A 12,964-nucleotide genomic window follows, 5' to 3' on the forward strand; every position below is an offset into this window, starting at 1 on the left:
GACGGCACGACAAGGACACGACGACGATGGCGAAACTGGTGGCGGTCACCGCGTGTCCCACGGGCATCGCGCACACCTTCATGGCGGCCGAGGCCCTGCGCCGGGTGGCGGATCTCAAGGGGCACGACCTCGCGGTGGAGACGCGCGGCGCGGAGGGCGTGCGAACGCCGCTCGACGAGGCGGCGGTGGCGCAGGCGGACGCGGTCATCCTCGCCACGGACATCACCGTGGACGAGTCGCGCTTCGTGGGCAAGCCGCTGGTCCGCACCTCCACGGCGGTGGCCATCCGGGACACCGAGCGAATCATCGACGAGGCCGTGGCCCGCGCCACGCTGCAACGCACGGCCACCGCGGAGGCCGCCGCGCACGGAGCCCCTTCCGCGGACCTGGGCCGAGCAGGCACCGAGGCCGCATCGCAAGGACAGGACGCCCCACTGCCCCTCGCGGGAGCACCGCGTCCGACCGAACAGGCTCCGGGCGCTTCGATACGCGCCTCGCAGCTCCCCACGGGAACGCCGAATCAGACTGAACAGGCTGCACGTGCCGCGCAGCCGCACATGGGAACGCTTCGCCAGACCGAACAGACCTCGGGTGCATCGACACGCACCGCCCAGCCCCACGGAGGAGCGCCACGCCCGACCGAGCCGTCCTCGGGAGTCTCCTTCCCGCGCCCCCACGGCCTGCTCACGTCCACGCCCTTGTCGCCGTCGGATGTGACGCTGCCCCTCGATGGAGCGTCGCGCCGTGTAGACCCCACGGGCCCACCGACGCGCACGCCTCCGTCCGGCACGCTCGCCGGCACGCTGGTCGCGGTGACGGCCTGTCCCACGGGCATCGCGCACACCTTCATGGCGGCGGAGGCCCTCACGCGCGCGGCCCGGGCGAAGGGCTATGCCATCCGGGTGGAGACCCAGGGCTCCGTGGGCGCGAAGAACACGCTGACGCCGGAGGAGATCGCGCAGGCGGACGCGGTCATCATCGGCGCGGACACGCACGTCTCCACGGAGCGCTTCGTCGGCAAGCGCCTGCTCCAGACCTCCGTGGGTGAAGCACTGAAGCAGGCGGACCGCGTGGTGGAGCAGGCGCTCGCGCTGCCCGAACCGATGAGCGCGACCCGCCCCGTGGCGGCGCCACCGCTCGGCGCGCCCGTGAAGGCCGAACCCGCGGGTGCGTACAAGCACCTGCTCACGGGCGTGTCCTTCATGCTGCCCTTCGTCGTCGCGGGGGGCCTGCTGCTGGCGCTGTCGTTCGTGTTCGGCATCGACGCGTACAAACAGCCCGGCACGCTGCCCGCGGCGCTGAAAGGCATTGGCGACGCGGCGTTCGCACTGATGGTGCCGGCGCTCGCGGGCTACCTCGCGTACTCCATCGCGGACCGTCCAGGGCTCGCGCCGGGGTTCATCGGGGGAATGCTGGCCAACCAGCTCAACGCGGGGTTCCTCGGAGGCATCGCGGCGGGGTTCCTCGCGGGATACGTGGCACGCACGCTGAAAGACCGCATCCGCCTGCCCGCGAACCTGGAGGGGCTCAAGCCGGTGCTGGTCATCCCGCTGCTCTCCGCGCTCATCGTGGGCCTGCTGATGACCTATGTGATTGGCGCCCCCGTGGCCGCGCTGATGGGGGCGCTCACGCGCTTCCTCACGGGCATGTCCGGGACGAACGCGGTGCTGCTGGGCCTGCTGTTGGGAGCCATGGTGGCCTTCGACACCGGAGGCCCGGTCAACAAGGCGGCCTATGCCTTCGCGGTGGGCCTGCTGGGCTCCAGCACCTTCACGCCGATGGCGGCGGTGATGGTCGCGGGCATGACGCCGCCCCTGGGGCTGGCGCTGGCCACGGTGGTGGCGAAGAGCCGCTTCACCTCCCAGGAGCGCGAAGCGGGCAAGGCCGCGGCGGTGCTGGGGCTCGCGTTCATCACGGAGGGCGCCATCCCCTACGCGGCGCGAGATCCGCTGCGCGTCATCCCGTCCATCGTCTTCGGCTCCGCCATCGCGGGAGCGGTGTCCATGGGCTTCGGCTGCGCGCTCCGGGCGCCCCATGGAGGCATCTTCGTGCTCGCCATTCCCAACGCCGTGCAGCCGCTGGGGTACTACGTGCTGGCACTCGTCGCGGGCACACTGGCCACCACGCTCGCGCTCATCGTGCTCAAGCGGCCCCTGACCGACACGCTGACACGGTGAACGTCAAGTTCAGCCCCCGCGCGGCAGGCGCACCCGGAAGGTGGTGCCCGCCTCCGCCGTGGACACCACGTCCACGTGCCCCCCGTGCGCGCGAGCAATCTGGTTCACGATGAACAGGCCCAGGCCCACGCTGCGGCGCTCGGTGCCCTCCGTGGTGCCCCGGGTCATCGGTTCGAAGAGCACGGGCAGCAGCTCCTTCGGGATGGGTGTGCCCGCGTTGGTCACGCTCAGGACCACCGCCTCCGCCTCACCCCGCGTCTCCACGAAGATGCGCGCGGAGGGGGCGCTGTACTGCACCGCATTGGTGAGCAGGTTCGTCAACACCTGCGCGATGCGATCCGGATCCCACATCCCCCGCGCATCCCCCTCACACACCACGTCCAGCGTGCGCCCAGGGGAGGTGAGCTGCACCTCATCCACCACCTGCTGGGTGATTTCATGCAGGTCCACGGCCTTGCGCTTCACCGTGAGCGCCAGGCCCGTGCGCACGTGGGTGAAGTCCAGCAGGTCCAGGATGAGCCGGTTCGCCCGGTCCGACGAGTCCAGGATGCGCCGCAACCCCCTGCGGGCCCGGTCGTCCAGGTCCGTGCGCCGCATCAACGTCGTCGCCGCCAGAGAGATGGCATTGAGCGGATTGCGCAGGTCGTGGCTGACGATGCCCATCAACTGCTCGCGCAGGAGCGCGGCCTCATGGGCGCTCAGCAACTGCGTGTCGCGCTCGTTCAGCGCCTCTTCCTGCTCCAACTGGTGGCCCACCAGATCCCCCAGGTGGCGGAAGACCTCCAGCTTGTCCTCGGTGAGGTCCGCGGGCTTCGCGTCCAGCGCGCACATCACGCCGAAGAAGTCCCCGTTGCGCCGATACAGCGGCACCGCGATGTAGCTCTCGATGCCGTACATCTTCGGCGCGGGATGGTCCTTGAAGCGCGGGTCCCGACTCGCGTGGTTGACGAGCAGCGGCGTCCCCAGGCCGCGCACCGTGTTGCAGAACGTCGTGGAGATGACCAGCGTGTCCCCGGTCTGCAACCCGAAGTTCATCTCGTCCAGCACCGCGCAACACGTCCACGACTCCGGCGTCACCCGCGCCACCACGGCGAGGCGCAGCCCCGTCGTCTGGGTCAGCACCCGCAACACTGTCTTCACAGCGTCGATGCGGCTTACGGCCTCCACGTCCGCCGACTGGGTCTTTACCGCCAGGATGTTGGGATTGGAGGGAGGGGAAGGGCTCATGATTTCCTCGGCGGCGAACACTACAAACGCGCCGGGAGCCACGCCCCACGGATTCAAGCGACGCGGCGCCCCACGCCTGCCCGGACGCTGCTCCTAGCCGCCAGCCGTGCGGCCTTCCAACGTCTCGATGGCCACACGAACCTCCGGGGGCACCGGGACCTTCTCGTTCGTCGCATAGCGCAGCGTCACGACGATGGACCCACCGCGCGTGTACACGACGCCGTCGTCCGCGCCCGCCACCACGTGCTCGAAGGTGATGGAGGAATTGCCCACGCGCGTGACGCGCGCCCCCGCCACCAGGTTCACCGGGAACACCACCGGCCGCACGTAGTCCGCGTGCGTGTTCGCCAGGATGGGGCCAATCCCGCCCACCGTCGTGTCCTTGCCCGCCGCGGACGGCCCCACCAGCCCCACCCGGGCCATGTAGGCGATGCGCGCGGATTCGAACCACGTGAACGTGCGGGCGTTGTTCACGTGCCCATACGCGTCCATCTCACTCCAGTGCACGGGGAAGGGTACGACGACGGGGAAGTCCTTCAGGGGCGCATCCGACATGCCCCCATGCTCGCAAAGGACCGTCCCACCAGGGAACGGAAACCATGCCCGCCTGCCCTCCAGGCATCCCGGGCAGACATGCTAAGCCAGGGGTGCATGGCTCTCCGGTCCGCCCTGGCGCCGCCCTTTATTCCGCAGTCCTCCTCCGCTCTCCCGGGTCCCCACCATGGCGGGTGAGCCCACGCGGCCCGGAGGGGCCCGCCGCGACGACACGCCCGCGCCCTGGGAGGACCCGGGGCCCCTGCCCTCGCCGCCGCACCTCGTGCGCGAGCGCGGCAGCGCCACCGCCACCAAGCCCCAGAAGCACGCGGACATGGTGCGCTGGCTGCATCCCACCCAGGTGCTGCGCACGGGCCTGGACGCGGTGGTGGCCACGGTGTTCGGCGCACGCGCGGACCACCGGCTCATCGAAGCGGTGGTGCGGCCCCAGGCGCCCTACTTCGACTATTCGGAGGAGGCCGGCGCGGACGGCGATCTGTGGCTCGACTACGTCTCCGACATCGGGGACGGCTGGGACTCCACCTACGCGGTGGCGCGCCTGCTGGCCCTGCCGGAATTGAAGCTCCCGGAGGAGGACGGCAAGACGGTGCACACCACGCCGCGCGGCCGGGTGCTGGTGTTCGGCGGCGACGAGGTCTACCCGGGCGCCAGCCGCGAAACCTACGAGGAGCGCACGGTGCAGCCCTACGAGGCCGCCATGCGCCGCTCCCAGGCACCCCACCCGGACCTGTTCGTCATCCCGGGCAACCACGACTGGTACGACGGGCTGTCCGCCTTCATGCGGCTGTTCTGCGCGCAGCGGTGGGTGGCGGGTCGCCGCACGCGCCAGAGCCGCAGCTACTTCGCGCTGAAGCTGCCGCACGACTGGTGGCTCATCGGCACGGACGTCCAGCTCAACAGCGACATCGACGTGCCCCAGGTGGAGTACTTCCGCAACGTGGCCGAGCAGATGGGCCCCAAGGACCGCGTCATCCTCTGCAACGCGGAGCCCGCATGGATTCTCGCGGCGGCCTCGCGGCGCAACAAGGGCAGCTACCTGGAGAACAACCTGGAGTACCTGGAGGAGAAGGTGCTCGGGCGGCGCATCTGCGTGTTCCTCGCGGGCGACCTGCACCACTACCGCCGGCACGAGGACGACACCGGCCAGCACCGCATCACCGCGGGCGGCGGCGGCGCGTTCATGCACCCCACGCACGCCCCCGCGGCCCCCGTGCTGCGCGACGGCTCCACGCTGCGCAAGAGCTTCCCGGACGAAGCCACCTCCCGGAAGCTCGCGCTCAAGAACCTGTGGCTCATCCGCTACAGCCCGCTGTTCGGCCTCATCACCGGCCTGTGGTACCTGCTGCTCGCGCTGGCGGCCTACGCGGAGGTGGGAGGCCTGGGCCTGTCCCAACTGCCGGAGGTGCTGACGGCGGTGGGCAACAGCATGGTCAACCGCCCGTGGACGCTCATCCTCGGGCTGGTGACGGTGGGCGGACTGACGGGGCTCGCGGACGCGGCGCTCGGCCGGTGGCGCGCGCTCTTGGGAGTCCTGCACGGCGCCGCGCACATCACGGCGGCGTTCTTCGTCGCGTGGGCAGGCACCTACCTCACCGTGAGCAAGCTGGGCATCTGTCCCACGCTGATGCCAGACGGCGCGCACTGCGTGGACGGGTGGACACACCTGGCCGGCAAGTTCCTCTTCTCCTGCGGCCTCACGTTCGTGGGCGGCTTCCTCGTGGGCCCGTTCATCACTGGCCTCTACCTCTGGGTGTGCGTGAACTTCTTCGGCGCGCACTCCAACGAGGCCTTCGGTTCGCTCGCGCTGCCGGACTGGAAGAACTTCCTGCGCATGCGCATCGGGAAGGACGGAGCGCTGACCATCTACCCGGTGGGCCTGGAGCGCGTGCCCCGGAAGTGGAAGCCCACGGGCGCCGGGCCCATGGCGCCCGCGTTCGACCCGGATGATCCGAAGGCCACCGAGCCGTTCCTCATCGAGCCGCCCATCCGCATCTGAGGCGCGGAGGGGCGGCCCGACCTGCGACGGTGACTACTTCGTGTTGCCGTTCGCCTGCACATCCGTGAGCGTCGTGACCTTCGCCGTGCTCTGGACGAGGATGCGGTCGAAGTTCACGTACGGGTAGCTGCCGCTCGGGTCGATCTCCTCGGTCAGCTCCACCATGTCACCCTCGACGACCTGCGCGGCGGCGCCCATCTGCGCCAGCTCGAAGGTCGCCCGCTGCACCTGCATGCTCCAGACACAGGCGCCGTTGAGCTCCAGGCGGTGGAAGGTGCGACGGCACGGGATGCTGCAGTAGTTGCAGTTGGGGTAACCCGCCGAGAGACACGACTGACGGCAGGCGTTGTAGGACTGGTTCGTGCATTCGGGCGTGTAGCCGTAGATGGGCCGGTTGGACACCTGCGTGACGCCCACGTCGCCGTAGCGCACGCCACTCACGGAGGCCACGCGCTGACCCTGCGAATACACCGTCGCCGTGTACGTGGACGCATCCGGCGTCGCCGCCGTGAAGGTGGCCGCGTAGGACGTCCGGCCGCCCTCGGTCCGGATGGTGGCGGTGCTGGCCGCCGCACCTTCGGACTCACCCGTCAGCACCGTCTGCTCCACACCCCGGCCCGAGGGCTCGCTGCGGAAGCCCGCGCTCCAGACCGTGGAGCCCTCCGTGAAGATGGCCACGCCGTCCTCGGCGGCCCCGTACGGAGACACGACCTGCAGCTCCTTCCCGTTCAGCTTCAACTGCGCCTTGCCCATCCCACAGTGATTGATGCCATTGAAGCTCACACACTCCTCGGCCTGGGCCTGGGCGAACGGGAGGGCGACGACGAACAGCGCGGCCAGGCTGGACTGGGCAAGACGGCGGAACAGACGCATGGGGGACTCCGGAGGCGCTCTCCACGGGAAATCCATGGGAGGGCGCACCCGGTGTCTCTTCATGTGCCGTGCCATCAATCCGCTTTCCAGGCCCTCCGAGGGAAGTGAGTCAAAACGGTGCAAGGCTTTGTAGCGCGTTCGGATACACAGCCCCGCGCGTCAGAGCGAGCGAAGGAAGGTCACGAGCGCCTCACGCTCCGCGCGCTCCAGCCGGGTGAAGCGCTCCTTCGCGCCCGCGGCCTCGCCGCCATGCCAGAGGATGGCCTCCTCGAAGGTGCGCGCGCGGCCGTCGTGGAGCATGCGCACCTGGCGGTTGACGGCCTCCAGCAGGCCCAGGCCCCACAGGGGCGGCGTGCGCCACTCGGAGCCGCTGGCCTCGGCGTCGGGCCGTCCGTCCGCGAGCCCCTCGCCCATGTCATGCAGCAGCAGGTCCGTGAACGGCTGGAGGTCCTGCCGCGACAGCTCCGGGAGGTCGGGCACGTCGCCGGTGCGCAGGCTCGGACGGTGGCACGTGGCGCAGCCCACCTGCTGGAACAGCGCCTGCCCGCGCAGCACCGTGGGGTCGGCCACGTCGCGGCGCGCGGGCACCGCCAGCACGCGCAGGTAGAGCGTCACGCTGTCCAGCGCCGCGTCGTCCAGCGAGGGCCCCTGGGGCGCCGCCTGCGCGCGGCAGCGGGCCTGCTTCGCGGTGCAGGTGCGCTCCGGGTACAGGGGGGATGTCAGCCCCAGGTCCTCCGAGAAGGCCCGGGCCGCCTGCTGCCGCACCGAGGGCTGGTTGGCCTTCCACCCGAAGCGGCCCAGGCGCGGCTCACCCGTGCGCGCGTCGACGACGCGGTTGGGTCGGCCGGAGACGCCATCTCCGTCGCGGTCGTCCGGATCCGCCAGCGCCAGGATGTCCTCTTCGGGAACGGCCTCCAGCAGGCCCAGGCCGAACACGGGCGACGAGATGCGCGCCGAGCGCTGCGTGTGCGCGGAGAGCTTGCCGTAGGCCAGCCGGGCCAGCCGCACGTCGGGCCGGCGCACGACATAGCCCGCGCCATCCGGGTACGTGCCGGGGACCTCCGCGTACGCCACCTCCAGCGCGCCCTCCGCGGGCACGCCCGGAATGGACCGGTCGTTGAACTGGCCGCCGTAGGTCGGCTCGGGGACGCCCCCCTGGACGCGGCGCGACGGCACGCTCAGGCGCACGAGCAGCGGCGCCTCCGTGCCCAGCTCCGCCAGCGGCCGTCCCCGGCCGTCCTTGAAATGACAGCCATTGCACCGGACCGCGTTCGACAGCGGGCCCGCGACCGCCTGGGGCCCCCGGCTCCAGTCCTTCATGAACAGCCGCTTGCCGTCGGCCATCGGCGTCCAGCGGCCCGGGTCCATGTTCGCCAGGGCCCGGCCAAAGGCGTTGTGCGAGGTGTCGTAGACCGTCGTCTCGCCTCCGGAGCGGGCAGCGGGCACCTTGCGGGGGTCCTCCACCGGGGGCGGAGCAGGAGCGGCCTCCGGGGCCTGGAGGTCCGGAGGAGGCGCCGCGGCCGACAGCAACAGGCCCAGGGCGGCTCCCAGCGACGTCATCCACCAGCGGTTTCGGGAAGAGGGCATGGTTCACGCGGTGGGCGAAAAGCCCCCTGCGGTGTCACTCTTCATGCCCCGTGCCAGGACCCCGTCAGCGGCTTCCCGGGCGCGATGCCTGTCATGGCGTCAGATGATGCGGTGCGTGTGACATTGAAAGCCACAGCCCTCACCTAAACGTGACTTCCATGGTTACATGGTCAAAGCGGACCTCAGACGTTCGACCCGGGGGGCAGCCGGGACTCCAGGGGGGCCCCCGAGGGGTCCTCCGCCTCTGTCTCCACGCTCGCGGCCCGCGACGCATCCTCCAGGAGGGGTGCGATGCCGGGTTGTTTGCGATTGAGCGTCACGTAGTCCTGGAGCGCCGCGTCCAGGCCCACGTCGCGCTTCGCGCGTTCGGACAGGAACCACTTGTGCTCCAGCACCTGGCAGTAGAGTTCCGCCGTGTCCGCCGCGCGGCCCAGGTCCTTCTGCAGGCGCGACAGCGAGGGGTGGTAGCGCTCGTCCAGCCAGCGGAACGCGGCCACGCTCAGGGGCACGCTGCGGTCCAGCTTGCGCGTGAGCGTGGCCTTCATCTCCTGCATCTCATTGAGCAGCAGGCTCGCCTGGCGCTCCTCCGCGACGATGCCGGTGAGCGTGTGGAGTTGGTGCCGGTGGTACTCGCGGTCCGTCACGATGGTGCGCATGCGCAACTGGCTGCCCTGCCCGTTCGCCAGCAGCTCCACCTCGCCCACGGAGAAGCCCAGGTCGTTGAGCGTGCGGATGCGCTCGTGGATGCGGTAACTCTCATGCGGCTGGACGATGAGCTCGCGGTTGATTTCGGCCCACAGTCGCTCGTAGCGCTGGCGGATGCTGGTGGCGGTCTCCTGCCAGTCCTCCAACTCCTCGGGCAGCGCCACGCGCGCGGCCAGGTCGGCGAGTCCGCCCGCGACGTTCTCCTCCATGATTTGCAGGTCCATCTCCCGCTGCCCGGAGGAGAGCTGTTCGTGCAGCTCGGACGTCTCCGCGTCCACCGCGTACGCCTGCAATTCGCCCGCGTCGCGACGGAAGAGCACGTTGGAGAGCGAGCAGTCCCCCCAGAAGAAGCCGCCCAGGTGCAGGCGCACCAGCAGGCCCGCCATCGCGTCCAGCAGCCGCGAGCGGTAGCGCTCCAGGCCCTGATGCATGAACAGCGCGCGGTACGGCAGCGACGAAGCCAGATACTGCGTGATGAGCACGCCGGGGCGATCATCCGGCGCGGAGGACACGCCATCCGCTTCCATCTGGACCGCCAGGCCGACGGGTACCACCGACGGCAGCCGGCGCTCCTCCAGGCCGCGCAAGAGGTCGTACTCGCGCTGGGCCACGCGCGCGGGGGTCTCCTTGAAGGCGTAGATGGTGGCGCCGTAGCTGACGAACACGACGACGTGCCGGGACAGACCGCGCGGCACCTCCACCACCCGGGGTGAACGCTCCGGCCATGCCTCCAGGGGCAGCTCCCACGGCAGGTCGAGGAAGTCCGGGTGTCCCTGTCGGATGTGCAGGGAATGGAGGCGGCGCACGGGGTGGGACATGGCGGCCACAAGCCTACTGTCCTGGGGAGCGCGCTTCACGCGGCGCGGGCGCTGGCCGGGGTGGAACGTTCGCTGTTAGAGCTAGGGGCCATGCGTCCCCTCCGCGGCCTCTCCCTGTTCAGCGCGGCCCTGCTGTCGGCTTGCGCGCGCTCCTCGACTCCGCCCACCGTCTCTCCACCCACGCCGGGCACCGTGACGCTCGCCGCGCCCGCGGGCGATGGGTGGTACCGGGGCGCGGTGTTCTATGAAGTCTTCGTCCGCAGCTTCCAGGACTCCAACGGGGACGGCGTGGGCGACCTGCCGGGGCTCATCTCGCGGCTGGACTACCTGAATGACGGCAATCCGGCGACGACGGACGACCTGGGCGTGGATGCGCTGTGGTTGATGCCGGTGTTCGCGTCGCCCAGCTACCACGGCTACGACGTCGTCGATTACGAGCGCATCCAGCCCGCGTACGGCACGCTGGAGGACATGCAGAAGCTGTGTGACGAAGCGCACCGCCGGGGTATGCGCGTCATCGTCGACTTCGTCATCAACCACAGCAGTTCGGCGCATCCGTGGTTCGTGGAGTCGGCGGCGTCGCCGCAGTCGGCGAAGCGTGACTGGTACCAGTGGCGGGCCAACAATCCGGCGTGGAAACAGCCGTGGGACCCGGCCTTCTCGCAGACGGACACATGGCACGAGCGCAACGGCGCCTGGTACTACGGCGTGTTCTGGAGCGGGATGCCGGACCTGAACATGCAGACGGTCGCGGTGCGCGAGGAGGTCAAGCGTCTGGCCACGCTGTGGCTTTCGCGCGGCGTGGACGGCTTCAGGCTGGACGCGGCCCGCTACCTCATCGAGACGGGCGGCGGCGTGGGACAGTCGGACACGGCGGAGACGCACGCGTTCTGGAAGGAGTTCGCCGCGCACGTGCGTTCGGTGAAGCCGGACGCGGTGCTGGTGGGGGAGAACTGGAGCGAGACGCCGTCGGTGGCGAAGTACTACGGCTCCACGGCGCTGGTGCCGGGCGGGGACGAGCTGCCCATCAACTTCAACTTCCCCCTGTCGGAGCGGGTGCTCGCGGGCATCAACGCAGGCAACGCCGGGGGCGTGGCATCGAAGTTCCTGGAGATGCGCAACAACTACCCTGCCGGGGTGGTGGACGCGCCCTTCCTCACGAACCACGACATGGTGCGGGTGGCGACGCAGTTCTCCGGTGACACGTCGAAGTTGGGGCTGGCGGCGGCGGTGGTGCTGACGCTGCCGGGCGCGCCGTTCCTCTACTACGGCGAGGAGGTGGGGCTGGGCAACGGAGGGGCCAACAACGACGAGTCCAAGCGCACGCCGATGCCATGGACGGCCGCAACGGGCGGAGGCTTCACCACGGGCACGCCGTGGTACGGCTTCTCCAGCGGGCGGGAGACCGCCAACGTGGAGACGCAGAAGGCGGCGCCGGGCTCGCTGCTGTCGCGTTACAAGGCGCTGCTGCACGCGAGGCAGGGTTCGGAGGCGCTGCGCACGGGAGACATGCGCCTCTTCACGCCGACGACGGGCCCGTCCGCCACGCTCGCGTTCGTGCGCACGGTGGACGACGAGCAGGTGCTGGTGGTGCACAACTTCTCCAACGCGCAGGTCACGGCGGGGCCGTTCGACGTGGAGGGCACGGCGGTGGAGCCGCTGTTCACCGACACCGGCGTGTCGACGCTCACGGGGGGTTCGGGGGCCTGGAAGACGACCGTGCCCGCCCGGGGCACCGGCATCTGGCGGGTGCAGTAGGCGCGTCCGTCAGACGACGGGCTGTCGCCAGGAGCGGGAGATGTAGCCATCTCCCGCTTCGGTGAATCGCCGCGCCAGCTCCGCGGCGCCGCCCCGGCCCTGCTGGAGCAGCCACTCCAGCTCCGAGGGAAGCAGGGCCTTCACCGTCACCAGTCGCACGTCGCCCCCGGGCACCGCGAAGCGCGCGGGCAGGGACTCCGTCGCCATGCCCAGCAGCACCGCCACGCGCCCCTCCGGGGTGAGCAGTGTTTCGGGCAGGTGCGCACCGGCCACCTCCATCGACAGGGTTCCGCGCTCCAGTGCGCCGCGCAGCTTCTCGTGGCCTGCGAGTTCGTTGCCGACGCGTTCGAGCAGTTGCACCAGCCAGCTCTTCTCCAGGTCCGGCAACGGCTCTGGCGTCTCCATGGCGAGCTCGAATCCAAAGCCCGCAGTGGGGCGGTCCAGGATGTCCGCGAAGGGGGCGGACAGGCCATCCGTCACCACAAGCGTGTTCCCTGAGGGACGGCGGATGACCCGCCATGCCTGACTTCCCGCAGGCCAGTCACCTCCGAGGACCATGGAGATGACGAAGTCGTCATCCAGCGTGCCCAGTCCCTTCCAGACAGACTCACGGGCAGCGCGAGCCTGGTCCGACAACTCTCCGCGCTTCTTCGTCTCCGCGCGCATCACGGGGTCAAAGGCGCTGGGGCCCGTGACCGATTCGAACTTCGCACCCGTGATTCCCGCGCGTTCCATCGCCTCCTTGATGTCCTCGGAAACGATGAGAGCAACATCCCATTCCGAGGGGCGGAACACCTTTGCGTCGCCCACCTTCGACGAGTCAATTCGCATTCCATAGAGCGAACTCAGAGTGCCAACCTTCTCGGGGAACCCGTCATCTTCCTTCCAATAATGCGCCTCCTCGGAAGCCTCGACATCGACGCACGAAATGGTGCGGATGGCATTGAGGATGAAATATGGACCGGGGTGGGAGTCGACCTCGACAGGAATCAGTTCCACGTCGTTGGGCGCCAGCGCCTTGAAGAGGTCTGCCAACCTCGCATGAACCACTGGAGTGGCGAACGCCGCATGGGAGAAATCACGCGTTTCACCTTCCAGACTCAAGGGAAGTTGGATCTGCCCTGTGAAGTGCGCTGGTTTTCCGACCGTGAATTGCCAGGGGTCATCAAGTTTTTGCCTGGAGGAGTCGAGGGGATGCCCCAAACACCAGAAGCCTTCGGCAACATTTTCGTAGAGGTCGAAGTATCGCACCGACATGGCAGGCATCC

The 12,964-nt window shown here is 69.7% G+C and carries 9 protein-coding genes; 3 read left to right on the plus strand and 6 right to left on the minus strand.

What is annotated here, in order from left to right; all coding sequences use genetic code 11:
• The first annotated feature begins 26 nt into the window (after positions 1 to 26).
• Positions 27 to 2,177 carry a PTS fructose-like transporter subunit IIB gene (locus D7V88_RS06060; protein ID WP_208726139.1) on the plus strand — a complete coding sequence of 717 codons (2,151 nt, stop codon included), beginning with the start codon at positions 27 to 29 and terminating at the stop codon, positions 2,175 to 2,177.
• Between the two features lie 9 nt (positions 2,178 to 2,186).
• On the opposite strand, the gene D7V88_RS06065 is transcribed toward D7V88_RS06060, so the two are convergent.
• Together D7V88_RS06065 and D7V88_RS06070 are read right to left on the minus strand one after the other, a co-directional pair.
• Positions 2,187 to 3,404 carry a GAF domain-containing sensor histidine kinase gene (locus D7V88_RS06065; protein WP_120539666.1) on the minus strand — a complete coding sequence of 406 codons (1,218 nt, stop codon included), beginning with the start codon at positions 3,402 to 3,404 and terminating at the stop codon, positions 2,187 to 2,189.
• Positions 3,405 to 3,497: 93 nt separating this feature from the next.
• Positions 3,498 to 3,959, minus strand: a complete 462-nt coding sequence (locus D7V88_RS06070) for an acyl-CoA thioesterase (RefSeq protein ID WP_120539648.1) — start codon at positions 3,957 to 3,959, stop codon at positions 3,498 to 3,500.
• Positions 3,960 to 4,125: 166 nt separating this feature from the next.
• Between D7V88_RS06070 and D7V88_RS06075 the strand changes: the two genes are divergently transcribed.
• Positions 4,126 to 5,955 (plus strand): metallophosphoesterase, encoded by a 1,830-nt coding sequence (locus D7V88_RS06075; RefSeq protein WP_208726141.1) that lies wholly within the window; start codon positions 4,126 to 4,128, stop codon positions 5,953 to 5,955.
• 33 nt (positions 5,956 to 5,988) lie between these two features.
• Here the strand turns inward: D7V88_RS06075 and D7V88_RS06080 are convergent, their stop codons facing one another.
• From D7V88_RS06080 to D7V88_RS06090, 3 genes are all read right to left on the minus strand, one after another.
• Positions 5,989 to 6,828: a hypothetical protein gene (locus D7V88_RS06080; RefSeq protein WP_120539649.1), complete on the minus strand. Its 840-nt coding sequence runs from the start codon at positions 6,826 to 6,828 to the stop codon at positions 5,989 to 5,991.
• A 159-nt stretch (positions 6,829 to 6,987) separates the two neighbouring features.
• Positions 6,988 to 8,415 carry a di-heme oxidoreductase family protein gene (locus D7V88_RS06085; protein ID WP_167509811.1) on the minus strand — a complete coding sequence of 476 codons (1,428 nt, stop codon included), beginning with the start codon at positions 8,413 to 8,415 and terminating at the stop codon, positions 6,988 to 6,990.
• Between the two features lie 182 nt (positions 8,416 to 8,597).
• Positions 8,598 to 9,938, minus strand: coding sequence for a DUF4032 domain-containing protein (locus tag D7V88_RS06090; RefSeq protein WP_244238009.1), 1,341 nt, complete (start codon positions 9,936 to 9,938; stop codon positions 8,598 to 8,600).
• 90 nt (positions 9,939 to 10,028) lie between these two features.
• Between D7V88_RS06090 and D7V88_RS06095 the strand changes: the two genes are divergently transcribed.
• Positions 10,029 to 11,696 (plus strand): alpha-amylase family glycosyl hydrolase, encoded by a 1,668-nt coding sequence (locus D7V88_RS06095; protein WP_120539651.1) that lies wholly within the window; start codon positions 10,029 to 10,031, stop codon positions 11,694 to 11,696.
• A 9-nt stretch (positions 11,697 to 11,705) separates the two neighbouring features.
• Here the strand turns inward: D7V88_RS06095 and D7V88_RS06100 are convergent, their stop codons facing one another.
• Positions 11,706 to 12,962, minus strand: a complete 1,257-nt coding sequence (locus D7V88_RS06100; protein WP_244238010.1) for an imm11 family protein — start codon at positions 12,960 to 12,962, stop codon at positions 11,706 to 11,708.
• Positions 12,963 to 12,964: the final 2 nt, after the last annotated feature.

Source organism: Corallococcus terminator (genome assembly GCF_003611635.1).
Lineage (GTDB): Bacteria > Myxococcota > Myxococcia > Myxococcales > Myxococcaceae > Corallococcus > Corallococcus terminator.